Origin of the sequence: uncultured Pseudoramibacter sp., assembly GCF_903789625.1 — a bacterium.
Taxonomy (GTDB): Bacteria; Bacillota; Clostridia; order Eubacteriales; family Eubacteriaceae; genus Pseudoramibacter; species Pseudoramibacter fermentans.
Genome location: NZ_CAIFFF010000006.1, coordinates 13190 through 38068, shown reverse-complemented (window position 1 = coordinate 38068; position 24879 = coordinate 13190). Strand labels below are relative to the sequence as shown.

Annotated in this window: 18 protein-coding genes; 17 read left to right on the top strand and 1 reads right to left on the bottom strand. The window is 54.8% G+C overall.

Translation table 11 applies throughout. The features are described from left to right. Nucleotides 1-42 precede the first annotated feature (42 nt). The 12 genes from QZX60_RS04965 (at nucleotide 43) to QZX60_RS04910 (ending at nucleotide 17051) form a co-directional block, all read left to right on the top strand. Complete coding sequence (locus QZX60_RS04965; protein ID WP_295361987.1) at nucleotides 43-333, top strand: nucleotidyltransferase family protein; 291 nt, start codon at nucleotides 43-45, stop codon at nucleotides 331-333. Beyond that, the gene (locus tag QZX60_RS04960; protein WP_295361985.1) at nucleotides 320-730 is read left to right on the top strand and encodes an HI0074 family nucleotidyltransferase substrate-binding subunit; all 411 of its coding nucleotides are present in this window, start codon (nucleotides 320-322) and stop codon (nucleotides 728-730) included. The genes QZX60_RS04965 and QZX60_RS04960 overlap by 14 nt, the downstream gene beginning before the upstream one ends. A 191-nt stretch (nucleotides 731-921) precedes the next feature. Beyond that, nucleotides 922-5622 carry an EAL domain-containing protein gene (locus QZX60_RS04955; RefSeq protein ID WP_295361983.1) on the top strand — a complete coding sequence of 1567 codons (4701 nt, stop codon included), beginning with the start codon at nucleotides 922-924 and terminating at the stop codon, nucleotides 5620-5622. 119 nt (nucleotides 5623-5741) lie between these two features. Further along, nucleotides 5742-8606 (top strand): DNA methyltransferase, encoded by a 2865-nt coding sequence (locus QZX60_RS04950; protein WP_295361981.1) that lies wholly within the window; start codon nucleotides 5742-5744, stop codon nucleotides 8604-8606. A 27-nt stretch (nucleotides 8607-8633) separates the two neighbouring features. Continuing rightward, on the top strand, nucleotides 8634-9416 hold the full coding sequence (locus QZX60_RS04945) for a ZIP family metal transporter (protein WP_295361980.1): 783 nt from the start codon (nucleotides 8634-8636) through the stop codon (nucleotides 9414-9416). Nucleotides 9417-9544: 128 nt separating this feature from the next. Next, nucleotides 9545-9853, top strand: a complete 309-nt coding sequence (locus QZX60_RS04940) for a helix-turn-helix transcriptional regulator (RefSeq protein WP_154576173.1) — start codon at nucleotides 9545-9547, stop codon at nucleotides 9851-9853. A gap of 80 nt (nucleotides 9854-9933) precedes the next feature. Beyond that, on the top strand, nucleotides 9934-10599 hold the full coding sequence (gene arsD / locus QZX60_RS04935; protein ID WP_295361976.1) for an arsenite efflux transporter metallochaperone ArsD: 666 nt from the start codon (nucleotides 9934-9936) through the stop codon (nucleotides 10597-10599). Nucleotides 10600-10618: 19 nt separating this feature from the next. Beyond that, entirely contained in the window at nucleotides 10619-12355 is a 1737-nt protein-coding gene (gene arsA / locus QZX60_RS04930) for an arsenical pump-driving ATPase (protein ID WP_295361974.1), read from the top strand. A 144-nt stretch (nucleotides 12356-12499) separates the two neighbouring features. Further along, on the top strand, nucleotides 12500-14077 hold the full coding sequence (locus tag QZX60_RS04925) for a tannase/feruloyl esterase family alpha/beta hydrolase (protein ID WP_295361972.1): 1578 nt from the start codon (nucleotides 12500-12502) through the stop codon (nucleotides 14075-14077). Between the two features lie 160 nt (nucleotides 14078-14237). Continuing rightward, a complete protein-coding gene (locus QZX60_RS04920; RefSeq protein ID WP_295361971.1) occupies nucleotides 14238-15380 on the top strand; it encodes a tyramine oxidase subunit B in 1143 nt (380 codons plus the stop codon). Between the two features lie 42 nt (nucleotides 15381-15422). After that, on the top strand, nucleotides 15423-15773 hold the full coding sequence (locus QZX60_RS04915) for a P-II family nitrogen regulator (RefSeq protein WP_295361969.1): 351 nt from the start codon (nucleotides 15423-15425) through the stop codon (nucleotides 15771-15773). A 66-nt stretch (nucleotides 15774-15839) separates the two neighbouring features. Further along, nucleotides 15840-17051, top strand: coding sequence for an APC family permease (locus QZX60_RS04910; protein ID WP_295361968.1), 1212 nt, complete (start codon nucleotides 15840-15842; stop codon nucleotides 17049-17051). Nucleotides 17052-17106: 55 nt separating this feature from the next. Here the strand turns inward: QZX60_RS04910 and QZX60_RS04905 are convergent, their stop codons facing one another. Beyond that, nucleotides 17107-17943: a MerR family transcriptional regulator gene (locus QZX60_RS04905; protein WP_295361967.1), complete on the bottom strand. Its 837-nt coding sequence runs from the start codon at nucleotides 17941-17943 to the stop codon at nucleotides 17107-17109. 347 nt (nucleotides 17944-18290) lie between these two features. Here QZX60_RS04905 and QZX60_RS04900 point away from each other — a divergent pair, with 347 nt between their 5' ends. The 5 genes from QZX60_RS04900 to QZX60_RS04880 all read left to right on the top strand — a co-directional run bounded on the left by QZX60_RS04900 (nucleotide 18291) and on the right by QZX60_RS04880 (nucleotide 24832). Beyond that, nucleotides 18291-20042, top strand: coding sequence for an ammonium transporter (locus tag QZX60_RS04900; protein ID WP_295361965.1), 1752 nt, complete (start codon nucleotides 18291-18293; stop codon nucleotides 20040-20042). A 162-nt stretch (nucleotides 20043-20204) separates the two neighbouring features. Beyond that, complete coding sequence (locus QZX60_RS04895) at nucleotides 20205-21038, top strand: Cof-type HAD-IIB family hydrolase (RefSeq protein WP_295361963.1); 834 nt, start codon at nucleotides 20205-20207, stop codon at nucleotides 21036-21038. A gap of 129 nt (nucleotides 21039-21167) precedes the next feature. Then, nucleotides 21168-21638, top strand: a complete 471-nt coding sequence (gene greA, locus QZX60_RS04890; RefSeq protein ID WP_295361961.1) for a transcription elongation factor GreA — start codon at nucleotides 21168-21170, stop codon at nucleotides 21636-21638. A gap of 30 nt (nucleotides 21639-21668) precedes the next feature. Then, nucleotides 21669-23564, top strand: a complete 1896-nt coding sequence (gene lysS / locus QZX60_RS04885) for a lysine--tRNA ligase (protein WP_295361959.1) — start codon at nucleotides 21669-21671, stop codon at nucleotides 23562-23564. A gap of 119 nt (nucleotides 23565-23683) precedes the next feature. Continuing rightward, entirely contained in the window at nucleotides 23684-24832 is a 1149-nt protein-coding gene (locus QZX60_RS04880) for a glycoside hydrolase family 5 protein (protein ID WP_295361957.1), read from the top strand. Nucleotides 24833-24879 lie beyond the last annotated feature (47 nt).

Genomic DNA, 24879 nt, shown 5'->3' with positions numbered 1-24879 from the left:
ATAAACTTAAATATGACAAATCCGGTTCGGAGGTGATCAGAAATGCAATACAACATTCCCGATCGAGTACGCAGAGAATTGACGAAGATTGCCCAGGATCATCGTATTGAAAAGATCATTCTTTTCGGATCACGGGCAAGGGGTACACAAAGAGAGAGAAGTGACATTGATATCGCCGTATCCGGCGGTGATGTCGATGGATTTTACTGGGACGTTAAAGAAAAAATCCACTCGCTCTTAATGTTTGATATTGTCGATATGAACCGCAGCGTTTCTGATGAGCTTAAAGAGGAAATTAAAAGGGATGGCGTGATTCTATATGAAAAAGTTTGACAATTTTTCGAATTGCCTAGCTGTGCTGGAACAGGCTGATTTTGAAATGGCGAATGACAATGACATTTACCGTACAGGGGTGATTGGGCAATTTAACTTGACTTTCGAACTCGCATGGAAAGCACTGCAGGCGGTGATGCGCCTTCACGGTGTCAGCGAGGCCGACACGGGTTCGCCGAGAGAAATTTTACAGCTCGGTTATCAATTCGGCTTTGTTGACGATGCCGACACCTGGCTTGTGATGCTGAAAAAACGAAACGTGTCGGTGCATATCTACAATGAAGATGAAATCGACGAGCTGCTGCTTTTGATTCGGGACAGTTTCATTCCGGCATTTGAAAAACTCAGACAGACCTTGTCGGAAAAACTTGAGGAAATAGCGGGTGAGCCAGTTTGATCAGATGTGGAGGATTTTAAACAAAGGCAGACGTCAAAAATGGCGTTTGCTTTTTTTAGTACACTAAGAGAAAATATGGTAATATAAAACCAAAAGCGATGACTAAAATCAGAGTACAGACGATATCTTTGAGATTGAGGTAAGATGAAAGCGTATTTATCAATTTGGATGGTTCAGCGGGAGGTAACGGCATGGAGAAAATTGTGACGAATAGATCAGAGGCGGAGGATCACCGGCAGGCGCAGTGCCAGACTTATTTTGACCTGATCGAAGGCGGAGTCTGTTTTGTCCTTGCGGACGATACAGAGCGGATCGTTTTTGCCAACGAGAAGGTGGCGTCGCTCTACGAATGCAAAGACGCGGAGGATTTCCTTCAGTTTTTTTCTGCAAGCTGGCGAAATTTAATGGAAGACGAGGATTACAAGCCCCTTTCGCAGCTGGCCGGAGATCACCCGGAGCATTTCCCGATTACATTCCATTATCAGACCAAAAAAGGCTACTTCCGAAAGGCTGAAGGGGTCGGCACGCTGAAGGATACGCCTTTCGGGCGGGCTTACGTCCTCCTATTTGTTTCAGCGGAGCAGATGGCAAGCGACTTGAGGGCCAAGGATAAGACCGGGGTGCTGGGCATGCACGATTTCTTCGAGGCGGCGCTCACCGAAGCACAGAAGCGGAAAACGTTCCCGGAGGTGCGCGCTTTCTGCCCGACCAGTTTTGATCTGACCAACTTCAATGAATACAACCGGCTGTACGGTATGCACCGGGGCGATTTAATCCTGAAGAAGATGGCCGAAACCATTACCAGAGTCTTTCCAGGCGCGCTGGTCGGGCATTTGGCGGCGGATCGTTTCGTCGGGCTTTTGCCGTCGGCGGACCTCGAGGCGAAGCTGGAGCAGGTCTGCAATGAAGTGAACTGCTACATTAACGACGACGGGATTCAGCTGAAGGTGGGAATTTACAAGCCGACAGAAAAGGATACGCTGGACACATTGCGGCACGCTTTCGACTCGGCCAAAATTGCCTGTGACACCATCAAGACGGACGGCAACCGGAGCGTTGCTTTCTACCAGCCTGCGATGGGCGAGACCATCGCCAACAAGGCTTACGTGCTCCGCCATTTCAACGAGGCGCTCGACAACCATTACATCAAGGTGTATTTCCAGCCAGTGATCCGGACCCTGACAGGCAAGCTGAGCGGGTACGAAGCACTGGCGCGCTGGGAGGACCCCGAGCTGGGCATGCTTTACCCGAGTGTCTTTATCCCGGTGCTGGAGAATGCGCAGCTCATCAACCGGCTGGACCGCTACGTCCTCGAGCAGGTCTGCCGGCTGGTCCGCGACCGGCTGGACAACGGCCTGCCGCTGGTCCCGGTCTCGATGAATCTTTCAGCTTACGACTTCGAGGTGGCCAGCCCCATCGACACCATCGAGAAGATGGTCGAGCGCTACCAGATTCCGAGAGCCGTCCTCTGTTTTGAAATCACCGAGCGGGTCATGGTCAGGAACCATCTGAGCATGTCCAGGACCGTGCATCAATTCCAGCAGGCCGGCTATCAAGTGTGGATGGATGATTTCGGCAGCGAGTACTCTTCGTTGAATTCCCTTCACAATTTTCATTTCGATGTGATCAAGATCGACATGGGCTTTTTCAGTCATTTCGACGACCGCAGTCGGCAGATCATCACCTCGGTGGTGACGATGGCCAGGATGCTGAACGTGCAGACCCTGGCGGAAGGGGTCGAGACCCAGGAACAGGTCGCCTTTCTGCAAAAGATCGGATGCGGACGGATCCAGGGGTATTTCTACGGGCGGCCGATGATGTACGACGATACCTTTTCCTTCATCCGAAGCAAAGGGCTGCAGATGGAACGGCCGGAGGAAGCCCATCTGATGGATGCCGCAGAGAATGTCAATATCGTCTCCGATTCGCCGACGGCGCTTTTCAGTTTCGACGGAAAGCAGATTGCCCTGCTCGCTGAAAATGACGCCTATAAGCGGGAAATGCGAAGCACCGGCACGCAGAGTATGGCCGAGGCTAACGCCAATCTGAAGGATGCCGGCTATCCTTTCCGCAGCCGATTCCGGCGGCTGTTGACGAAGGCTCTGCAGTCGAAGGAAGAAGAAACCCTGACCTACGCGGACAATGGCCAGTATATGCGCCTGAGTGTCCGCTGGATTGCCGGGACCAAACAGTCTTGGGTCGGCGAAGCCCATATCTACAACATCAGCAACAACGCGGCGATCCAGCAGGCGAAAACGCTGGATCAGACCCTGCGCAACATCTACCAGCTTTTTGAAGGGTTTTATCTGATCGACCGCGGAGAAGAAGCGGTCAATGTGCTGCGGTCTGGCCATCCGGAGATCAACGCGCATCAGGCGCCGTCTTCGATTGAGGCGTTCATGAACGCCTTTGCCAAAAAACTGGTTTATCCGGATGACCGTGGGCGTTTTCTGGCCTTTGTGCGCGGTGTTCAGGCGGGGATCCAGACCGCAGGCGGCGCCGCCAAGTCGGAGGTGGTGCGCATCCGCCAAGGGGACGGGACCTATCGCTGGACGGTCTTTGAAGCGCTGCTGATTTACAAGAGCACGACGAAGAACGTCCTGCTCTGTGAACGGGAAGATATCTGGGAGCGAAAGAGCGACCGGGACACCCTTTTGCCGGTGCTCAGCCGGTCATTCGGCATTTCAGAAACCGGAAGCGTGCGGCCGGAAACCCTGGCGGAAAGCAGCCTTTTCCGATCGCTCTGTGAAGCGTCGCCCTATTCGTTTTACTGGGAAGACCGAGACGGGCGGATCCTCGGCGCCAGTAAAAGGCTTCAGGAAAAAGAGGGCGTCCACGACGCGTCCGCGTTTTTGGGAAAAACGGCCCAAAAAATTGGCTGCCATTTCGATTCGCTCGACCCCAATGCGGAGCAGGCGTCTCATGCCGGAGGGCAGCCCGCCGGTGAGGAAGAGCTGGCGCTGACGGGGGGCCGGCTTCGGGAAGTCCGGGTCGTCCGCGTACCGTGGTATCAGGAAAAGGAAATTGCGGGGACCTTAAGCATGATCGAGGGCAGCCACTCAGAAAACGGTGCGTCTCGTCTGGGGCTGGTCGATCGCGAGACCGGACTTTTAAGCTTCCGGGGTGCCATTGAGGCCGGACTGATCTACGCGGACCAGTATCGCCTGCGGAAACTGGATTACGTCGGACTGTTGATCGATGTACCGGCTTTTGCAGATGTGATGCAAAAGAATGCGGAACATGCGAAAGTGATTCTGAGCAAACTGTCAACGACCCTTCGGGAGTCCCTGACGCCCGGCTGGGCCATTGCGCGGATCGGGCTCTGCTGTTTCCTCTGCTTCTGCCAAAAGCGGAACATGGGCAATTTAGAGGAAAAGCTCGACGAGGTAGCGGGGACGCTTCCGCTGCTGTGGAAACAGATGAGCCTTCAGACCAATCCCCTGCTGACCCAGGCCACAGCGTACGGCTCAGAAGTCATGAGCTTTGACGAAATGCTCCAGCTTCTGACCCGGCGGTTGAGCAGTGCAGAAAAAGCGGTGTACGGGGATAAACCCTACACCGAAGACCGCATCATCATCAGGCGGGAAGTGTTGGATTCGCTTTCGGAACGCGTTATCATGAGTGATCCCGATACCTACGAGCTCGTCTACCTGAACCCGGCCGCGAGGCGGGATTTAGGCCTCGATCCGGACGCCAGCCTGGAAGGATGCCGCTGTTATAACGTGTTAGAGGGTTTTGATGCGCCGTGCCGGGACTGCCCGAATTTGATGCTGCGGATGGACCGGGCGCTTTCGGCATCTCGTATGAACCACAAAACCGGGGAAAACCTGTTGACGCGCTCCTTTCTGACCATGTGGGAAAAACGCACACTCAAGGTGACGATCTCGTTCAACATGGACGAATACATCGACTCGCTGGCGAGGGATCATGAACTGGTTTACCAGGAAATGCGGGCCAATGAGGCGATTTCCCACGGAATGCAGGAGGCCGACCCCGAAAAGAGCATCGAAAAGACCATCTCGAGCATCGCCGAGAACATGCAGCCGGAGCGGTTCCTCATTTTAGAAGAACGGGACGACAATACCGTCAGCGCCACCCACGAATGGACGGCGCCGGGCGTGGTCCCACTTCAGGCGGAGCTCCAGAGCATTCCGAGGACAGAGCTGCGGGCGCTGTACAGCGAGTTCGTTTCAAAACGGCTGGTGATGGTCGACGACATGGAGGCGTTTCAGAAGGAACATCCGGGATTTTCGTTCCGCATCCACGGGGTCAGGCGCTTTGTGTCCGGGCAGCTCTTGCTGCAGAATCAGACGGAAGGCTTTACACTGGTTGTCAACCCGTCGGAAGAAAGCTTTAATACTGGAAGCGTCTTGTATTCGACGCTGACGGATTTCATCGCGGTGATGGTCCGCAACCGGAACAGCATGCGGGAGCTGGAGAAACAAAGCCTGATCGACCAGCTGACCGGCGCGGGCAACCGCTGGGCGCTGGAACAGCGCATTCAGGCATGGCAGGGTGACGGCACCTTGGGCGTGATTTCTATCGATTTGAATGGATTGAAAAACACCAACGATACCCAAGGCCATCACGCCGGTGATGTATTGATCAGTGAAACGGCGCGGGTGCTCCGAGAATGTGCGGGTGAGGACAGCGTTTTCCGGACCGGCGGCGACGAGTTCGTCGTCGTGACTGAAGATTTGGAGGAACGGGATATCCGCCTGTTGATCCATCATATGCGCCAGAGCGCGGTCAACAATGGCATCAGCATGGCAATCGGCTATGCCTGCAGGTGCGGCAAGGTGACCGATTTTGACGCGCTGCTCACGAAGGCAGACTTCAGCATGTACCAGGACAAAGGGCACAGCTTCCGCAGAAGGCGGAGCGATCGGTAAGATGGATTCATTGGTAACGGACAGCCTGAGCGCTGCCCGTTTTTTCTTTGTCTCGGCGCGTCAGCCATAATATGGTAAAATAAAAAACAAGCAATGATTTAAAGGGGAGGGCACAGGCGATGACAGACGCAGAACAGCGCGAGGCCGCGCGCCAGTTTATCAACAGATGGAAGGGGCGAGGCAATGAGGACGAGGACGGCCGGTCCTACTGGATTGAGCTGCTGCACGATGTGCTCGGGATGGCGGACGTGACACAGCACGTCGACTTTGAAAAGAAGGTTTACGTCGACGGGAACAAAAAGCGCATCGACGCCTACCTGCCGGAGACGAAGGTCATCATCGAGCAGAAAAGCCTCGGCAAAGGCTTAGACCAGAAGATTCACAACTCGGGCGGCATCGATCTGACGCCCTACGAGCAGGCGAAGCGCTACAGTGACAACTTGGATTTCTCGGAGCGGGCGCGGTGGATCGTGACCTGTAATTTCGCAGAAATCTGGATTTACGATATGAACCAGGTGAACACGAAGGATTTTGAGCCGATGACAATCCGCTTACCGGAGCTGCAGGACAAGTACCCGATGCTCGATTTCCTAATCAAGCAGGACGTGAAGCAGGTCTCCCACGAAATGAAGGTGTCGATCGAAGCGGGGAACATCGTCGGCAAGCTCTACGACGCCTTCGCCAAGGAGTTTGGCCTGCCGGAGGGAACGCCGAAAAAAGAGACGCCCGAAGAAAAGGCACAGCGCGAAGCGGATTTGAGGAGCCTGAACGCGTTGTGCGTCCGCCTGGTCTTTTGCCTGTACGCGGAGGACGCGGGGATTTTTGAGCGCGCGTCTTTTCACGATTACGTCGCGAGCTTCGAGCCGCAGCGGCTCCGCGGTGCATTGAAGGATTTATTTAAAATCCTCGATACGCCGATCGAAGAGCGCGACCGTTTTCTGGCCGACGATCTCGCCGCCTTCCCCTACGTCAACGGCGGGCTTTTCGCGGACGAGGCGCTCGAAATTCCGCCCTTTACCGAAGAACTGAAGCACGTGATTTTAATCGACGCGTCGGAAAACTTCGACTGGCGGGGGATTTCCCCGACGATTTTCGGCGCGGTGTTCGAATCGACCTTGAACCCGGAAACACGGCGCAAGGGCGGGATGCACTACACGAGCATCGAAAACATTCACAAAGTTATCGACCCGCTGTTCCTCGACGATTTGAAAGCTGAATTTGCCGATATCAAAGCTGAACAGGTCTGGAAGACGAAGAAGCGCCAACTCGAAGCGTTCCAGCGCAAGCTCGCGTCGCTTAAATGGCTGGACCCGGCCTGCGGCTCCGGCAACTTCCTGACCGAGACCTATTTGTCGGTCCGCCGAATCGAAAACGAGGTGATCTCCGAGCTGCAGCACGGCCAGATTGTGATCGCGTTAGAGGGGATGGAAAACCCGATTCAGGTGTCGATCTCGCAATTTTACGGGATTGAAATTAACGACTTCGCCGTCACCGTCGCCAAGACCGCGTTGTGGATCGCCGAAAGTCAGATGATGCAGGAGACCGAAAGCATCATCAAAACTGAGCTCGACTTTCTGCCCCTGACCACCAACGCCAATATCGTCGAAGGCAACGCCTTGCGGATGGATTGGAATGAGGTCGTGCCAGCAAGTGAACTCAACTATATCATGGGGAATCCGCCGTTTGTAGCCAATACTGGGCGAGTAAAAAAGGCCTCCGCCTCTTCAAAGGGTATGCAAAGTTTAGATCAAAAAAAAGATAAAATTGATTTATTTGGAAAAAAGGGCGGTAATTTAGATTATGTTGCTTGTTGGTTTAAAAAGGCTTCTTTATATATACAGAATACAAATATTGTTTGTTCTTTTGTTGCAACTGCATCTATTTGCCAAGGACAGCAAGTTGAACCTCTTTGGGAGAATCTGTTAACAGATAACATCCACATTAATTTTGCCTATCGTTCCTTTAAGTGGGCAAATGAGACTTCTAATCAAGCTTATGTATTTTGTGTCATTATTGGTTTTAGCAATAACCAAACAAGAGAAGCCATTCTTTTTGATGAAGAAAACACACGCCATCAAGTAAAAAATATCAGTCCCTACCTCATCGAATCCGACAATATTATTGTTAAAAAACGCTCACACCCATTTATTCACATTCCAGAAATGTCTATGGGATTTAAACCTGCTGAACATGGATATTTATTACTTTCTGAAAAAGAAAAAAATGAAATGGTCAAAAAAAATCCGCTTACGGAAAAATGGATTCGGCCGTTCTCGATGGGAGAAGAATTTATAAAGGGAATAAAACGTTATTGTTTATGGTTACCGGATATTCAGCCTTCAGATTGGAAAAAGGTCCCTGAAATATTGGAACGTGTTAAGCAATGTCAAAAATGGCGAGAAAGTCAAACAAAAACGGGCGATGCCTATAAACTTAAAGACATGCCACATTTATTTAGACCTTGTGGTAAATTTAAAAACGGCAAATATATTGGCATTCCGAAGGTATCATCTTCAAGACGTCGTTATGTACCGTTTGGTTTCGTGACAAATGGTATGATTCCAGGAGATCAATTATACTTTATTCCAACGGATTCTTTATATCTTTTTGGCGTAATGACTTCTAATGTTCATATGGCATGGATGCGGACGGTTTGCGGCTATTTTGGTCCAAGTTATCGTTATGCAAACACCATTGTTTATAATACTTTCCCCTGGCCAACACCCACTGACAAGCAAAAGGCGCTGATCGAAAAAACAGCGCAAGCGATTCTCGACGCTCGCGACCTTTATCCGGACAGTTCCCTGGCCGATCTTTACGATCCGCTGACGATGCCGCCGGAACTTCGCAAAGCACATCAGATGAACGACCGCGCGGTGATGCAGGCTTACGGGTTTTCGACGAAGATGAGCGAATCCGACTGTGTTGCAGAGCTCATGAAGATGTATCAGCAGCTCACGGCAGCGGAAACCAAAAAGAAATAGAACGCATTATAAAGAAAGGACAAAAACATGAATCTCACCATTTTTCAAGGCCTGATGATCCCCTTCGCGGGGACGGTCCTCGGGGCGGCCTGCGTCTTCCTGATGAAGGAGCAGATGTCAGAAGGCCTTCAGCGCGCGTTGACCGGTTTCGCCGCCGGCGTCATGGTCGCAGCTTCAATTTGGAGCCTCTTGATCCCGGCGATGGAACAAAGCGCCCATCTCGGCCGGCTGGCTTTTCTGCCGGCCGTCGGCGGATTTTGGGGCGGTACCGCCTTCATGCTCCTCCTCGACGAGCTGATTCCCCATCTGCACCTCGATGAAGACCAGCCCGAGGGTCTGAAGAGCCACCTCGCCAAAACGACGATGATGGTCCTCGCCGTCACCCTCCACAACATTCCAGAGGGGATGGCCGTCGGCGCGGTTTACGCGGGGCTGCTCCTCGGCGGCAAAAGCATGACCGTGTCGGGAGCGATGGCGCTCTCTGTCGGCATTGCCATTCAGAATTTCCCGGAAGGCGCGATCATCTCGATGCCCCTCCGCGCGGCTGAACGGTCGAAGGGCAGGGCGTTCTTGGCCGGGGCCGGCTCCGGCGCCGTGGAACCGGCGGCGGCCCTGCTGACCATTTTGTTTGCCGACCTCGTCGTGCCGGTGCTGCCGGCCCTTTTGGGCTTTGCCGCCGGCGCGATGCTCTACGTCGTTGTCGAAGAGCTGGTCCCGGAAATGTCCGTCGGCGCCCATTCGAATGTCGGCGTCATAATGTTCGCCCTGGGCTTCTCGGTGATGATGATCTTGGACGTTGTATTTGGGTAAAGAATAGAATAGCAGGCCCGGCGTGGGGTCTGTTATTTTTTTGCTTTATATATTGACGAATATCTATATATCTGATAAACTTCTATACATAGATCAATATCAATATGAAATAAGTGAGAGGTGATAAGATGGAAACCATCGATACCGCATCGATTTGCAAGGCCCTTGGCGATGCCAACCGCTTGAAAATCGTGCAGACGCTGTCGGGCTGTGAAAAATGCGCCTGTGTCATTTTGGAAGCGCTGAACATCTCTCAGCCGACGCTGTCGCACCATATGAAGATTCTGCGGGACTGCGGCCTGGTCAACGTCAGAAAAGCGGGCAAATGGTGCTATTATTCGCTGAACTGCGACACCCTTCGGGCCTTCCAGCAATTTATCGCCGCGCTGGACTGCAGGCCGGTCGAGTCAGAGTGCTCAGGGCCCGCCTGCGGCTGAAACAGCGTTTGAAGGGGCGGGTTTTTGCTCAATACATTGATAAATTTAAATATATAAATGTAAAAAAGGAGGATAGGCAAATGGCTGAAAACTGGTATCCGGTCATCGATCGGGACCTTTGCCGCGAATGCGGCGCATGTATTGCGATGTGCGGCCACGGGGTCTATGACCGCGGCGCGGCGCCGACGCCCCAGGTGGTCAATCCTGTGGGCTGCGTCGATCATTGTCACGGCTGCGGGACGCGCTGCCCGGCTGGCGCGATCACCTATTTTGGCGAAGATACCCCTTGGGTGCCGCCAAAAGGAAAGGCAGATCAGGGAGAGACATTAACGGAAAAAACGGATATACATTTAGGAGGCAAAACCATGAAAAAACTGAAATTATTTGAACCGGCTATGTGCTGTTCGACAGGGCTCTGCGGCCCTTCAATCGATCCGGAGCTGCTGCGGATTTCGACGTTGATTGACGATTTGAAAAAAGCAGGCGTCGAAGTGGAACGTTTTAATTTGAACAGCGCACCGGCAGCCTTTGCAGAAACTGAAACCGTCAAAAACATGCTGGCGATCAGAGGTACAGAGGCGCTGCCGATTACGATGCTCGACGACACGGTTGTTTTGACTGACCGTTATCCGACCAACGCAGAAGTTTTCGGCTGGCTGAAACTCGACGGCCCGCAGGCGGACGCGCCAGATTCAGACGACGACGGGGATACAGGCTGTGGCTGCGGTGGAGGCTGCTGCTGCTGACAACATCGGAGGCATCAAAATGAAATTATTCAATCCTGCGGCGGTCACGCAGACAAAATACGTGTTCTTTACCGGAAAAGGCGGCGTCGGCAAGACCTCGACGGCCTGCGCTACGGCGGTGTTCCTCGCCGATCAGGGAAAACGGGTGCTGCTCGTCAGCACTGACCCGGCGTCTAACCTTCAGGACGTGTTTTCGGCGGACCTTGACAATAAAGGAACCGCCATTCCGGAAGTGCCCAATCTTTTCGTTGCCAATTTAGATCCGGTTCAGGCCGCCGCAGCGTACCGCGAGCGCGCAGTGGCGCCGTACCGGGGGGTATTGCCCGAATCGGCCATTCAAAATATGGAAGAGCAGCTGTCGGGGTCGTGTACAACGGAGATCGCCGCGTTTAATGAATTCACCGAATTTTTGACCGATCCTGGGGTTCAGGAAAAGTACGACCAGATTATTTTCGACACAGCGCCGACGGGCCACACCCTGCGTCTGCTGCAGCTGCCCTCAGCCTGGGCGGGGTTTATTCAGCAAAGCAAGCACGGCGCGTCCTGCCTCGGGCAGCTTTCAGGCCTGGACGAAAAGAAGCAGGTGTATCAGCAGGCGGTCGCGACACTGGCGGACCCTGAGCAGACGACGCTGGTGCTGGTTGCGCGGCCGGAGGAAACCCCGCTGAAGGAAGCGGCCCGGGCGTCCCGCGAATTGCGGGAATTGGGTCTCAACCGGCAGGTCCTCGTCATGAACGCCGTTGCGAAAAAAGGCAGCGACCCGGTGTCCGAAGCGCTGTACGATAAACAGCAGCGTGCCCTTGCGGAAATGCCAGAAGCGCTGCAGGACATCGACACCTCTCAGATTCCAATGCGCACTTACAACATCACCGGGATTGACAACGTCCGCGCGATGCTGAAGACCGACCACGCGGCAGCCGCAGAGCAGACAATCAATGTTTCCCATCTGTATCAGCTGGCGGATGTGGTCGACGACATTGCCGCCCATCACCGCAAGGTGATCTTCACCATGGGCAAAGGCGGTGTGGGAAAGACCACCGTCGCGGCGGCCATCGCCCTCGATTTGTCGAAGAAGGGGCAAAAGGTGCATTTGGCGACGACGGACCCGGCGGCACATTTAAAATTTGTACTGGACGCCCATGACGGCGTGCGCATGAGCCATATCGACGAAAAGGAAGAACTGAAGCGATATCAGAACGAAGTGATACAGGAAGCGATCGCCACGGGAATTTCAGAAGACGATCTCGACTATATCAAAGAAGATCTCCGCTCGCCCTGCACCCAGGAGATTGCAGTGTTCCGCGCTTTTGCCGATTTGGTCGAACAGTCTGAAAACGAAATCGTCGTGATCGACACGGCGCCGACCGGCCACACCCTGTTGCTGCTCGAATCGACGGACAGCTACGACAAGGAACTGAAGCGGACCCAGGGAAAAACGCCGGAATCGGTGAAAAAACTTTTGCCGCGGCTCAAAAGCGACGAGACGGAAGTCATCATCGTGACGCTGCCCGAGGCGACACCGGTTTACGAGGCCGAACGGCTGGAGGATGACCTCAAGCGCGCGCAGATCAGCGTGAAATGGTGGGTCGTCAACCAATCCTTCAATGGGCTCGACACGTCCAATCCGTCCCTTCGCGCGAAAGCGGCCCACGAAGCGGCGTGGATCAACCGGGTCGATCGCCGCTCAGGCGGCCACGAAGCATTGATCCCCTGGAAAATGGGAACGTTAAAAGGCGAAGCCCTGACAACTTTATAAAGATGATTTCCGCCGGTGTGCACAGCGCACCGGTTTTTTCGGATATTTGCTCTTTCCCGGCATTTCTCTGCCTGTACAAAGCGAGACGCAGAGCAGTATAATAAATTAAAATAGCGATAATGGGCACAGGCCAGGGGGAATAACATGAAACGGAAAATAAATCTCGCCAAAGAACCAGACTCGAGCATCAACGTATGGCTCGGCCATCCGCTGTATCAGTGGGTGGATACAGCGGAGCTGCCGGATTATTCGGACAGGCTGCGGGCGCAGGCGACGTCGGACGCGATGCGCCGTCTGCTCAGCCACGGGCCGGGGCTCTCTTTCCGCGGTGTGACCTATTATCCGGTCGGGCAGTACGCCGAGCCCGGCAAGGCCCCGCTGACCGCCCTCGGGCCCTTCTGGGTCGTGCGCATCGGACAGGACGTCGGCGACGGCCACACCGCGGCCTTCCGGGTCTACCTGCCGGCAAAATGGAACGGCAACTTCATGGGGATCGCCGGCGGCGGCACCAACAATGAAATCGACTGGTACACCTCCGGGCGTTTCAACGTGCTCAGCTGGCCCGTGGCGCTGGCCAACGGCTACGCCTGCGCCGCGACGGACAACGACTCCGGCACCCGCCTCAACTGCGACTGGGGCTTTAAGGCGGACGGCACCCCCGAGCTCGACCACATCGGAAGCTGGCTCGGCCGGGCGCTCCACGAGGCGACGGTCTGGGGCAGAGCCGTCACGACATTGGCCTACGGCAGGGCGCCGGAAAAGGCCTACCTCCAGGGGACATCCGGCGGCGGCCGCCAGGTGCTCACCGAGGGGGTGTGCCATCCGGAGGATTACGACGGGCTCTGGGCCGACGCGCCGGCGATCCACCAATGGGATGTGGTGTTCGCCAGTCTCTGGGCGGTTGTCGTCGAGGAAAATGAAAAACACGTCGTACCGGTGGAAAAATACCAGGCGGCCTACGCCCTGGCTCGGGCGGATCAGGCCATCGGCGAGCGCCCTTTTGACGAAGACGATCCGGATTTTAAAGCGTATTTAAACCGGCTGATGGGGGTTGAGACCACCGCCGGGCCCATCACCCAGAGGGATCTCGAAGTGATGGTGAAGACGTGGCGCGGGCCCTTCACCCGAGACGGCAGGCGCATGGGCCACAGTTACGGCCCGGCGATCCGCCAGTGGCCGCTGCCCTTCGGCAACCCGCTTTACGGCTATTTCAGACGGCGTCCCGACGGCCGCCTGACCGTCATGCCGATTTCCGAGCAGATTCTGCGCTGGCTGGCGGCTGATCCAAAATTGGACATTCACGATTTGAGCTATGCCGATTTTGAAGCCCTATGGGAAAAGCGGCACGCCCACCCGGAATGGGACTTCGTGCGCTCGGACCTTTCGGCCTTCGCGGCCCGGGGCGGCAAGCTTATCATCACCCAGGGGACGGGGGACCCGGTGGTGCCCTTCGTGAACACCTTCGCCTACGTCAAAGACATGGCAAAACATTTCGAAAGCGCCGACGCGATGGCCGACACCTGCCGGCTGTACCGAATGCCCTTCGCCGGCCATTCCATTCTCGACTGGAGCGGCCCGGCGGTGAGTCTAGCCGACGGCATGGCGGGGCTGACCGACTGGGTCGAAAGGGGCGAAGCGCCGGACACCCTGCCGATCGTGCGCTACGACTTCGATCACGACATGCCGCTGATCACCGGCACATCCCATTATAAAAATTTATAAAATTCCCTTGACTCTAGTATATTACCAGACTCTAAAATAAGATGTGTAAAACAAAAGAAGAACACGCAATGGAGCTGAAACACCGAAAACGGTGTGCGGCTCCATTTTTTTGTGCGAAACGTGATAAAATGAGAAGAAGCCAAGTAACAGGAGGACGCAAATGGATACGAAAATTGATTTCTTGTATTTGTCAGAACCAGATATGATCAAAGCCGGCGTCAAGGACATGAGCGCCTGCATTCAGTCGATGGAAGACATGCTGCTCTTACTCAAAGCCGGGGATTACCGGATGGGCGGCGAAAACCACAACTCCCACGGGTGCATGATCATGTTCCCGGACGAACCGACCTTCCCGGGGATGCCGGTCAACACCCAGGACCGCCGTTTCATGGCGATGCCGGCCTACCTCGGCGGCAAATACCAGATGGCCGGTGTCAAATGGTACGGCTCCAACATTGAAAACAAAGAAAAGGGCCTGCCGCGGTCGATTCTGATGATGACGTTAAGCGACAAGGACACCGGCGCGCCGCTGGCCTTTATGTCGGCCAACCTGCTCTCGGCCTACCGCACCGGCGGCATCCCGGGGGTCGGCGCGAAATACCTGGCCCGAAAGGACAGCGAAACCGCCGCGATCATCGGACCGGGGGTCATGGGCAAGACGAGCCTGGCGGCCTTCGCGGCGACCTGTCCGAAGCTGCACCGGGTGCAGATTAAGGGCCGGGGTAAGAAATCCCTCGACGCCTTTGTCGAATTTGTCAAGGCCGAATACCCGCAGATTGACGACATCGTGGTCTGCGACACCGTTGAAGACGCGGTGCGCGGCGCGGACGTGATCTCGCTGACGACGACGGCGATGACCGACGACGACCCGAACGTGGTCAACACCTACCCCTACATCAACGGGGACTGGGTCAAGCCCGGCGCCTTCATCTCGATGCCCAGCGCGGCCCGCTTCGACGACGACTTCCTGACCAGCTGCAAATTCGTTGTCGACAACAAGGAATTGTACGAAGCCTGGGAAGCGGAATATCCGTACCCGACCTATCCGAAGATGGGGATCATCGGCTGCAAATTCACCGATTTGATCCACGAAGGCAAATCCAAGCCGGAAGATTTGATCGAAATGGCCGACATCATCGAAGGCAAGGCGCCGGGGCGGACCTCCGACGACGAAGTCATCGTGTACTCGGTCGGCGGCATGCCGGTGGAAGACGTGGCCTGGGGCTGCAGCGTCTACCGCAAGGCGGTGGAAATGGGCATCGGCGTCAAGCTCAACCTTTGGGACAAACCGGAAATGGCCTAAGGCGGCCTTTCCTTTAACTGAAAATAAGAAAGCGAGAAAACCATGAGCACAGGATTGTCAAAGATCGATGTCATTTGCGACATGTCGAAATTCGCGGCGCTGAAGCGCCTGCTGAGCCACTTGAAGGTCGGCGGGATGACCTTCACCCAGGTGCTGGGGTGCGGCGTTGAAAAAGGCACCAAGGAATACGAAGTCGAAGAAAATTACGAAATGGAACTGCTGCCGAAGATTCAGGTGTCGGTCGTGGTGGACACCGACCAGGTGGAAGACATTGTCGAAGACATTAAGAAGACGCTGTACACCGGGCACATCGGCGACGGCAAAATCTTCGTCTACAGCCTGGACAACGTGATCCGCATCCGCACCGGCGACGAAGGCAGCGAAGCCCTTTAATTTGTCCGGCTTTCCAGAAATCCTTTTGACAGCAGCACAACGAGAATAAAAAGTAAGGAACTCATCATGAATGAAACGAAAAAACTCGGTCTGGGCTCGGTCGTTTCGGTCTCTGTCGGCCTGGTTATCGCGACGAGCTGTCTCGTCTCCCTCGGCCAGGGTGCAGGGACCATCGGCGTCACCTTTATCATCGCAATGGTCGTCGCGCTGGCGCTGAACCTGACAACCATTGCCTCTCTGTCGGAGCTCAACGCGCTGATGCCGAACACGACCGGCGGTCTGGCCCAGTACACGATGGCTGGACTCGGCCCCTTTCCGACGCTGATCTCGATGGTCGGCGGGTATTTGATCTGCAATGTGCTCTCCTGCGGCGTCGAAGCGTCAATTTTCTCCTACGCGATGGCACAAACCTTCAGCTTTATTCCGATTCCGTCAATTGCCTGGTCGCTGATCATGACGGTTTTGATTATGATCGTCAATCTGTACGGGGTCGATATGTTCGCCAAGATTCAGGATTTGGTTTCCTATTTGCTGATCGGCTCGATGGCGATCCTCGGGATCATCTGTGTCGTCCAGTCGATCATGGTGCTGGGCTTTCACAATTACATCCCGTGGAAGGAACTGCTTAGTTCGCCGGCACCGCACCTGCTCTACGGCGAACGCCTCCTCGGCAACGTCGGAAAAATTTGGATGACCCTCGTCGGCGCCCTCGCCGTCGTCTCGACCCAAAACTCGACGGCTAACGGGCTGTCGCGAATCTGTCAAGGGATGGCGGGCATGAACATGCTGCCGCAGATTTTCGCAAAGACGAATAAATACGACGTGCCTTGGTTCGGTGTCGTAATCATTTCGGCAGCCATCGGCTTTTTCGCCTGGATGAGCGACAGCTCTTCTGACGGCATTTCCTTCTTTATTCTCGTCGGCTCGGTATTCTGGATGGTCAGCTATATTCTCGCCCACATCGACGTGCTGGTGCTGAGACGCCGCCTGCCAAAAGCGCCGCGGTCCTTCAAGGTGCCGGGCGGGCCGATCCTGCCCCTCATCGGCATTGCAGGAACGGTTTTTATGATTTTGAACATTTCCACCGATCCGGCCGAACGCAACATGATTTGGCTGGTTACGGGTGTGACACTGCTCGCCCTCGCCGTTTACGCGGTGTTCTGGATTAAGTATAAGATGCGCCGCCCTGTGTTCAAACACGTGCCCCTCAACGAGGTCATGGCGATGGAAAATAAAATGTACGGGAAGATCAGACGGGCCCGCGGGGTCTGGAAGTAATACAAATCAGCAAAAAAATAAAAGCGGCAAATGCCGTTTTTATTTTTGTCAAAAATCAGTTTTTGGGCGCGACGGGAAGCTGAATCTCGGTGAGGTATTCGTCTCGGTCGGCCGTTTCGAAGCGGTCGATGTGGCAGAATTCCATCGGGTCGCCGGCAGGGGCAAGGCCCAGGCGTTCGGCCTCCTGAAACATCTTTGGGACGAGGTCGAGGCTCTGGCTGAAATCGCCGCGGTAGCAGACGCTGAGGTAGTCCCCGGCGGGCAGGACGTGATTGCAGGGCAGATTGAGGTGGGACGAGTAGAAGAACACGCCCTTGGTCCGATAATCGGTGCCGGCCGCGTTGCGGGCGGTGGAGTCGAGGATGTAGCAGTCGCAGCAGCCGATGGTTGCGATTTTTTCGGGGAAGTCATCGCTGGCCCGGGCGAGCTCGTAGCTGATCATCTCGTCGGGCATCGGCGCCTCCACGATCATCAGGCACGGGCGCTCGGGCAGGGTCAGGCGGACGATGCGGCCGGAGCAGTCCCGGGACAAATCGTCGCGGATGGCGGCGAGGCGGGCGCTCAGGTCGGCGCGGGTCTTGGTCAGGTCAGCGATTTTTGCGTCGACCAGCTGCATTTCCCGCTCGAGCAGGTCGGTCACGGCGTCGAGGTTGCGGTTGGCCTCGAAGCGGCGGATGTCGTCGGTGTGAAAGCCTAGGGCGAGCAGCTCGCGGATCGTGTTCATCGCCCGGATGTCGTCTAAGGTGTAGAGGCGGTAGTTGCTCTTCGGGTCGCGGACCGGGTGCAGCAGCCCCAGCCGTTCGTAGTAGCGGATCGAATCGGCGCCGATGTGGAACAGCCGGGACAGGTCGCCGATTTTGAAGGTCTGCTCAGGTTGATGGGATTGCGTCATAGAACCTCCTGAATCATGTACGGATTAAGATACAATAAGCTACCTTCATCATACCCGATGGGTTGGCAAAATGAAAGGCGGCATCTTAAAAAAATTAAAATTTTTCTTGACATTTCCTGAAAACTCCGATAGAATAAGCTTAATAAATCAATAAGAACAAAGCAACGGCGCTTTGAGAAGTTTTTCTCGAAGTGCCTTTTATTTTGCTCTTATTGCATCACGATTGAAGCAAAGGCGCTTTATCCTCGCTATGGGATCCCGCGGGGAAAAGGCGCTTTTTTCTTTGATCTGGACTCATTATTCTTTTATTTTATCTGTTATTGTTGTGATTTGTGAAGGAGTGCATCATGAAGTTTAGTGTAACCACTGTTTCTTGGGTGCTGCTTTGTGCGGCGTTGGTCTTCTTTATGCAAGCAGGGTTCGCCCTCTGCGAAGCTGGTTTGACCCGTGCAAAAAACACCGGGAACATCCTGATGAAAAACATGATGGATTTTTGTATCGGGACCCCGTGCTTCTGGCTCGTCGGCTTCGGCTTGATGTTTGGCGGGACGGGCGCGTTAATCGGCCATTTCGATCCAATGATCCTTGGGAAATATACGGCGGCGAACAGTGTCGTGCCGCAGAACATGCCCCTTTGGTGCTACGTGATTTTCCAGACCGTCTTCTGTGCGACAGCGGCGACTATCGTCTCCGGGTCCATGGCAGAACGGACCAACTTTAAAGCTTATTGTATCTATTCCGCAGCGATTTCACTGTTGGTTTACCCAATTTCCGGTCACTGGATTTTGGGCGGCGGCTGGCTCAGCGGCTTAGGCTTCCACGATTTCGCCGGCTCCACCTGTGTCCACATGGTCGGCGGCATCATCGCCTGCCTCGGCGCTGCACTGCTCGGCCCCCGTATCGGCAAATACGGCAAGGACGGCAAGGCCCGCGCCATTCCAGGCCACAGCATGACGGCCTGTGCATTGGGCGTCTTCATCCTCTGGTTCTGCTGGTTCGGATTTAACGGCGGCTCTACTGTCGCGATGGATACCAACGCCAACGCCTTTGAAGCGTCTCTCGCTTTCATGAATACGAACTTGGCTGCGGCTGTGGCAACCGTTGTCGCGATGATCTTCACATGGGTGCGCTACGGCAAACCTGATGTGTCAATGACCTTCAACGCGGCCCTCGCTGGCTTGGTTGCGATCACCGCACCTTGCGACTGCGTCTCACCGCTCGGCGCCTTCTTCATCGGCCTCGTCGCTGGTTTCTTGGTTGTCCTGTCAGTTGAATTCTTTGATAATATTGCAAAAATCGACGACCCAGTCGGTGCTGTTTCTGTCCACATGGTCAATGGGATCTGGGGCACCATCGCAGTCGGCTTGTTCTCAACTGGCGCTGACGGCGTCGGCAAAGGCCTCTTCTACGGCGGCGGCGTCCATCAGCTCGGCGTCCAAGCCCTCGGCTTTGCTTCAGTTGCGGCTTACGTTTTAGTCGTCATGTTCATTGTCTTCAAGATCATCGACAAAACAGTCGGTCTCCGCGTCTCACCGGAAATCGAAATCGAAGGGCTCGACATTCACGAACACGGCCTCGCATCGGCTTACTCTGGATTTGCGATTTCTGACGTCACGGACATGGGCCTCGAAGCCAACGAAAACACCGATCTCGGCGAAGACGATTATACCAAGGCCACACCGGCTCAGGTCGACGCGGCGGTCAAGGTTTCAAGAGAACCGGAACTCGTCTCCGGCGGACCTGTGGAAGCCCACAAAGTGGTGATCATCTGCAGATTGTCTAAGTTCGACGCGTTGAAGCGTGCGTTGAATGAACTCGGGGTCAGCGGCATGACCATCATCCAGGTCATGGGCTGCGGCATCCAGAAGGGTTCAGCCGAACGTTACCGTGGCGCGACGGTCGATTCGACCCTGCTGCCGAAGGTTAAGGTGGAAGTCGTGGTCTCGGGCATCCCGGTTGACGATGTGATCGAAACAGCGAAGAAAGCGCTGTTCACCGGCCATATCGGCGACGGCAAGATCTTTGTTTACGACGTACATCGTGTCGTCAAGGTCCGTACTGGTGAAGAAGGACCGAAGGCACTCATGGACGTTGAATAATAAAATACTATTTGCCCTTTGTTTATAAGATACCTTTCTTATAAAACAACCCAGAAAAACTGTCTCGCATGAGGCAGTTTTTTTGGTGGACGGAATTTTAGCGCGAGACGCCAATTGCGGGGCATCCTGTGATAAGATAAAACAAAACGACGGAGGTGCAGGATGAAACCCAAGCTTTTGGCCTTTGATTTGGACGGGACGCTGCTCACGACGGACAAGACGATTTCACCGAGGACGCGGGAGGTGCTCATTGCCTTTCAGCGCGCCGGCGGCACGGTCGCCATCGCCTCAGCCCGTCCGGCGGTGGGCACGGCGGCTTACAGCAGGATGTTAAGACTCGCGGATTACCACGGGCTGGTCATCGCCTACAACGGTGCGCAGATCGTCGACCAGACCAATCAGCAAATCCTCTTCGAAAAGACCATGGACCCGGACATCGTCCGCGCCTTTATTCACAACGCGGAGCGCTTTCCGGTGTCGGTCCTCGTCGACGACGGCCGGACCTATTTTTCCAACGACCCCGACGGTTACAAGGTGGAGCACCAGCGCAGCGTGATCGGCATTCCCATCGAAAAGCACGCGCCACTGGCCGACTTCGTCGATTTTCCGCTGTGCAAGATTCTCGTCATGGGTCACGGCGACGTCCTCGACCGGGCCACCCCTGAGATCACGGCTCCCTTTGCCGACGTGTTCGATTTTTTCCGCGTCGGGGAATATTACCTCGAGGTCACCTTCAAGGGCTTCTCCAAGGCGTCGGGCCTTAAAGCACTCGAAAATCAGCTGGGTATTTCGAGGACGCAGATGATCGCCTTTGGGGATTCCCAGAACGACGCGGGGATGCTCGCCTACGCGGGAATCGGCGTCGCGATGAAAAACGGCGAGGCGTCGGCCAAGGCCGCGGCGGACGTCGTGACCGCCTACGACAACGACCACGACGGCATCGCCCATTTTCTGACGGAAAATCCGGCGGTTGACCTTGAAATGATTGACTTTTAAGCCGGTCATTAATATAATATGTAAAGTCATTGAAAATGGTTAACGTGGATGCGGAAACGGTGAAAAACAGACGCGGCAGCGCCTGTTTTGTCTTTCTGGCATCGGAAAATACAAGCAGAAGGGGTTGCCATGAGCGAAAAAAAACAGGAATTAGTGGTCACTGAAGAAGGGCTGCAGAAACTCAAAGACGAGCTGGAACATTTAAAAACGGTCACCCGTTACGAAGTTATTGAAAAACTGCGCATCGCGCGCGGGTACGGGGACTTGTCCGAAAACTCGGAATACGATGAAGCGAAAAACGAACAGAGCTTTGTCGAAGGCCGGATCAAAGAACTCGAAGAACAGATCCGCAACGTCAAGGTTGCCGACGACGTCCAGACTGACGAAGTCGGGATCGGCAGCTACATGACCGTCGAAACGGGCGGCCGCCAGATGACCTACCAGCTGGTCGGTTCAGCCGAAGCGGATATCAAAGCCGGCAAGCTGTCCAACGCGTCGCCGGTGGGTGAAGGCCTGATGGGCCACAAGGTCGGCGATACGGTCGTCATCGAAGTGCCACGGGGAACGGTGACTTACACCATTCTGGACATCCACAGATAAGCCTAAAAGAGAACGAGAACAGGAGCAAATATGGCAGAAGAAAAAATGAGCGATGTGATCAAGGTCCGTTGGGACAAGCTGCACGCCCTTCAGGCGGAAGGCAAGAACCCCTACGAAATCACGAAGTACGATGTGACCGGTCACGCCAAAGATATTAACGACAATTTTGAACAGTACGAAGGTCAGGTGCTTTCCCTCGCGGGGCGCATCATGGCCAAGCGCGGTCAGGGGAAGGTCGGCTTCTACGACCTGCTGGACAGCACCGGCAAGATTCAGCTGTACCTGAAAAAGGACCTGCTGCCGGATTACGACGAAATTAAAAAGGTTGACATCGGGGATATCGTCGGCATCAAGGGCGAAGCCTTCAAGACGAAGCGCGGCCAGGTGTCGATCCGCGTCCACGAATTCACGCTGCTGTCCAAATCCCTCCAGGTGCTGCCGGAAAAATTCCACGGCCTGAAGGATCAGGACCTCCGCTATCGTCAACGCTACGTCGATTTGATTGTCAACCCGGAAGTGCGTGACGTCTTTGTCACCCGTTCGCGCATCATCTCCAAGATCCGCGAATTCCTCGACAACCGCGGCTTCCTCGAAGTGGAAACCCCGGTGCTGAACAACCTGGCAGGGGGCGCCAACGCCCGTCCGTTCATCACCCATCACAACACGCTGGACATTCCAATGTACCTGCGCATCGCTCTGGAATTGCCGCTGAAGCGCCTGATCGTCGGCGGATTTGACAAGGTCTACGAGCTCTCCCGCGTGTTCAGAAACGAAGGGATGGACGCCACCCACAATCCGGAATTCACCGAACTGGAAACCTACGAAGCTTACACCGATTATATCGGCGTCATGGACATGGTCGAAGATTTGTACCACTACCTGGCCGATGAAATCCTCGGCACCAAGGACGTCGAATTCGACGGCCACACCATTCACCTCGGCGAACCCTTCAGACGCGCCCGCATGGTCGATCTAGTTCAGGAAGAAACCGGCGTGGATTTCGACCACATGACCGACGTCGAAGAAGCGAAGAAAGCCGCGGCCGACCTCGGCGTCGATGTCGAAGGCAAGGACGGCAGTGTCGGCGAAATCATGGCCGAAGTTTTCGACGCGAAATGCGAAGACAAGATGATCCAGCCGACCTTCGTCACGATGCACCCGGTGGAAATCTCACCGCTGGCCAAGAAGGACCCGGAAGATCCGCGCTACACCCAGCGCTTTGAACTCTATATCTCCGGTGCGGAATGCGCCAACGCCTTCTCAGAACTCAACGACCCGGCGGACCAGAAGGAACGCTTCATCGCGCAGATGGAAAAGAAGGCCGGCGGGGACGAAGAAGCCCATCCGTACGACGCGGACTTCATCAACGCGCTGGAAGTCGGGCTGCCGCCGACAGGCGGTCTCGGCATCGGTATCGACCGTCTGGTCATGCTCTTTACCGGTCAGCGCACCATCCGCGACGTCATCCTCTTCCCGACGATGAAGCCGCTGGCCAGCGAAAAGCCGAAGAAACAGCCGAGCTTCAAGGTTGAAGGTTCTGACGAAGTCATCGACTTTTCAAAGGTCAAGGTCGAACCGCTGATGGAAGACCAGATTGATTTTGACACCTTCTGTGAAGCGGACTTCCGCGCCGTCAAGGTCAAGGCCTGCGAAGCGGTGCCGAAGAGCAAGAAGCTGCTCCAGTTCACCCTGGACGACGGCTCCGGCACAGACCGCACTATCCTTTCCGGCATTCACAAATTCTACGAACCGGAAGACCTGGTCGGCCGCACCTGTGTCGCCATTGTCAACCTCGCACCGCGCAAGATGATGGGGATCGAATCCTGCGGGATGCTGATCTCTGCTGTCCACGAAGAAGAAGGGGAAGAAAAGCTTCACCTGCTGATTCTCGACGATCACATTCCAGCTGGCGCGAAGCTGTGCTAGGTTAACATTCAAAAAATAAAAGTCCGTAAGGGCTTTTATTTTTTTGAAGAAGTGATGCTCGCCTGTGATTGGTGATATAATAAATATCATAACTATTAGCACAACAGGGGGAGTTTGGTATGAGAAAAGGGATACGGCATCGAGTGATGGCGGCAGCTGCGATCTGCAGCTTGATTTTAAGCTTTACAGCTTTTGGATTTGGGGGAACCGTGGCCGCGAAGCAGTCCAGCGTGTCGGCCGCGAAGGCTTTTCAAGCGGACGCGGGCGGAAGCAGCTTGAGTTATTCGGTAAAGGGGCGGACCACGTCCGTGGCGAAATCGAAAACGCCCTTTGGCCGGCACGGTAAGCTTTCCGTCGGTTACGTGAAGGGGTTTAAACAGCCCGTCATTCTCGACAAGCACAAAAAATTTGTCCAGCTCCGCGGCGTCAGCACCCATGGGCTTCAGTGGTTTCCGCAGTACGTGAATAAAGCGGCGATGCGTTCCCTTCGCGATGAATGGGGCATCAACACGGTCCGTCTCGCGGTCTATCCGAGAGAGGGCGGATACCTCCAGGGCAGTCAGGATCAAATGGACGCGAAAATTAAAACGGCAGTCAAAGCGGCCGGCAAACTGGGCATGTACGTCATTATTGATTGGCATGTCCTGAATTACAATCCTAACGACGATCTATCTCAGGCACAGCGCTTTTTCAAAACCTACGCCGTTAAATACAAAAACAACGCTCATGTGATTTTTGAAATCTGCAATGAGCCGACGAATACAAAATGGTATGACGGCAGCGGCCGGGATCTTTACACTTATTGCAAAACCATCGCGAAGACGATCCGGGACAGCGACAGCAGCGCGATTATCCTGTGCGGCACCAACACTTGGTCTCAGGACGTCGATGAAGTTGCAAAGAAGCCGCTTGGCGTGAAAAACGTCATGTATACGCTCCACTTTTACGCCGGCACTCACAGGGACGATCTCCAGAATAAATTAAAGCGGGCGATCGACAGTAAAACCCCTGTTTTTGTTTCAGAATTCGGGATCTGCGACGCGTCGGGAAACGGCGGATATGACATTGACAATGCGAATCGGTGGATGACGCTTATGACGAATAACGGTATCAGTTTTACCTGCTGGTCGCTCTGCAACAAAGATGAATCGGCCTCGTGCCTGAAGCCATCCTGCGGTAAGACGAGTAAATGGCAGGCTTCCGATCTGAATACGACGGGGATCTGGCTCATTAATACCTGCCGGAAACTTGACAAAATATATCGTTAGATGAGCAATGATTAAAATCAAACCGAGCCGGTCTGTCGTGTGCAGAC

Coding starts and splice junctions, on each gene's coding strand:
- QZX60_RS04945 (WP_295361980.1), top strand. CDS start 8,634: ATGAATCTCACCATTTTTCAAGGCCTGATGATCCCCTTCGCGGGGACG.
- QZX60_RS04900 (WP_295361965.1), top strand. CDS start 18,291: ATGAAGTTTAGTGTAACCACTGTTTCTTGGGTGCTGCTTTGTGCGGCG.
- lysS (WP_295361959.1), top strand. CDS start 21,669: ATGGCAGAAGAAAAAATGAGCGATGTGATCAAGGTCCGTTGGGACAAG.
- QZX60_RS04915 (WP_295361969.1), top strand. CDS start 15,423: ATGAGCACAGGATTGTCAAAGATCGATGTCATTTGCGACATGTCGAAA.
- QZX60_RS04960 (WP_295361985.1), top strand. CDS start 320: ATGAAAAAGTTTGACAATTTTTCGAATTGCCTAGCTGTGCTGGAACAG.
- greA (WP_295361961.1), top strand. CDS start 21,168: ATGAGCGAAAAAAAACAGGAATTAGTGGTCACTGAAGAAGGGCTGCAG.
- QZX60_RS04910 (WP_295361968.1), top strand. CDS start 15,840: ATGAATGAAACGAAAAAACTCGGTCTGGGCTCGGTCGTTTCGGTCTCT.
- QZX60_RS04920 (WP_295361971.1), top strand. CDS start 14,238: ATGGATACGAAAATTGATTTCTTGTATTTGTCAGAACCAGATATGATC.
- QZX60_RS04880 (WP_295361957.1), top strand. CDS start 23,684: ATGAGAAAAGGGATACGGCATCGAGTGATGGCGGCAGCTGCGATCTGC.
- QZX60_RS04965 (WP_295361987.1), top strand. CDS start 43: ATGCAATACAACATTCCCGATCGAGTACGCAGAGAATTGACGAAGATT.
- QZX60_RS04925 (WP_295361972.1), top strand. CDS start 12,500: ATGAAACGGAAAATAAATCTCGCCAAAGAACCAGACTCGAGCATCAAC.
- arsA (WP_295361974.1), top strand. CDS start 10,619: ATGAAATTATTCAATCCTGCGGCGGTCACGCAGACAAAATACGTGTTC.
- QZX60_RS04905 (WP_295361967.1), bottom strand. CDS start 17,943: ATGACGCAATCCCATCAACCTGAGCAGACCTTCAAAATCGGCGACCTG.
- arsD (WP_295361976.1), top strand. CDS start 9,934: ATGGCTGAAAACTGGTATCCGGTCATCGATCGGGACCTTTGCCGCGAA.
- QZX60_RS04895 (WP_295361963.1), top strand. CDS start 20,205: ATGAAACCCAAGCTTTTGGCCTTTGATTTGGACGGGACGCTGCTCACG.
- QZX60_RS04940 (WP_154576173.1), top strand. CDS start 9,545: ATGGAAACCATCGATACCGCATCGATTTGCAAGGCCCTTGGCGATGCC.
- QZX60_RS04955 (WP_295361983.1), top strand. CDS start 922: ATGGAGAAAATTGTGACGAATAGATCAGAGGCGGAGGATCACCGGCAG.
- QZX60_RS04950 (WP_295361981.1), top strand. CDS start 5,742: ATGACAGACGCAGAACAGCGCGAGGCCGCGCGCCAGTTTATCAACAGA.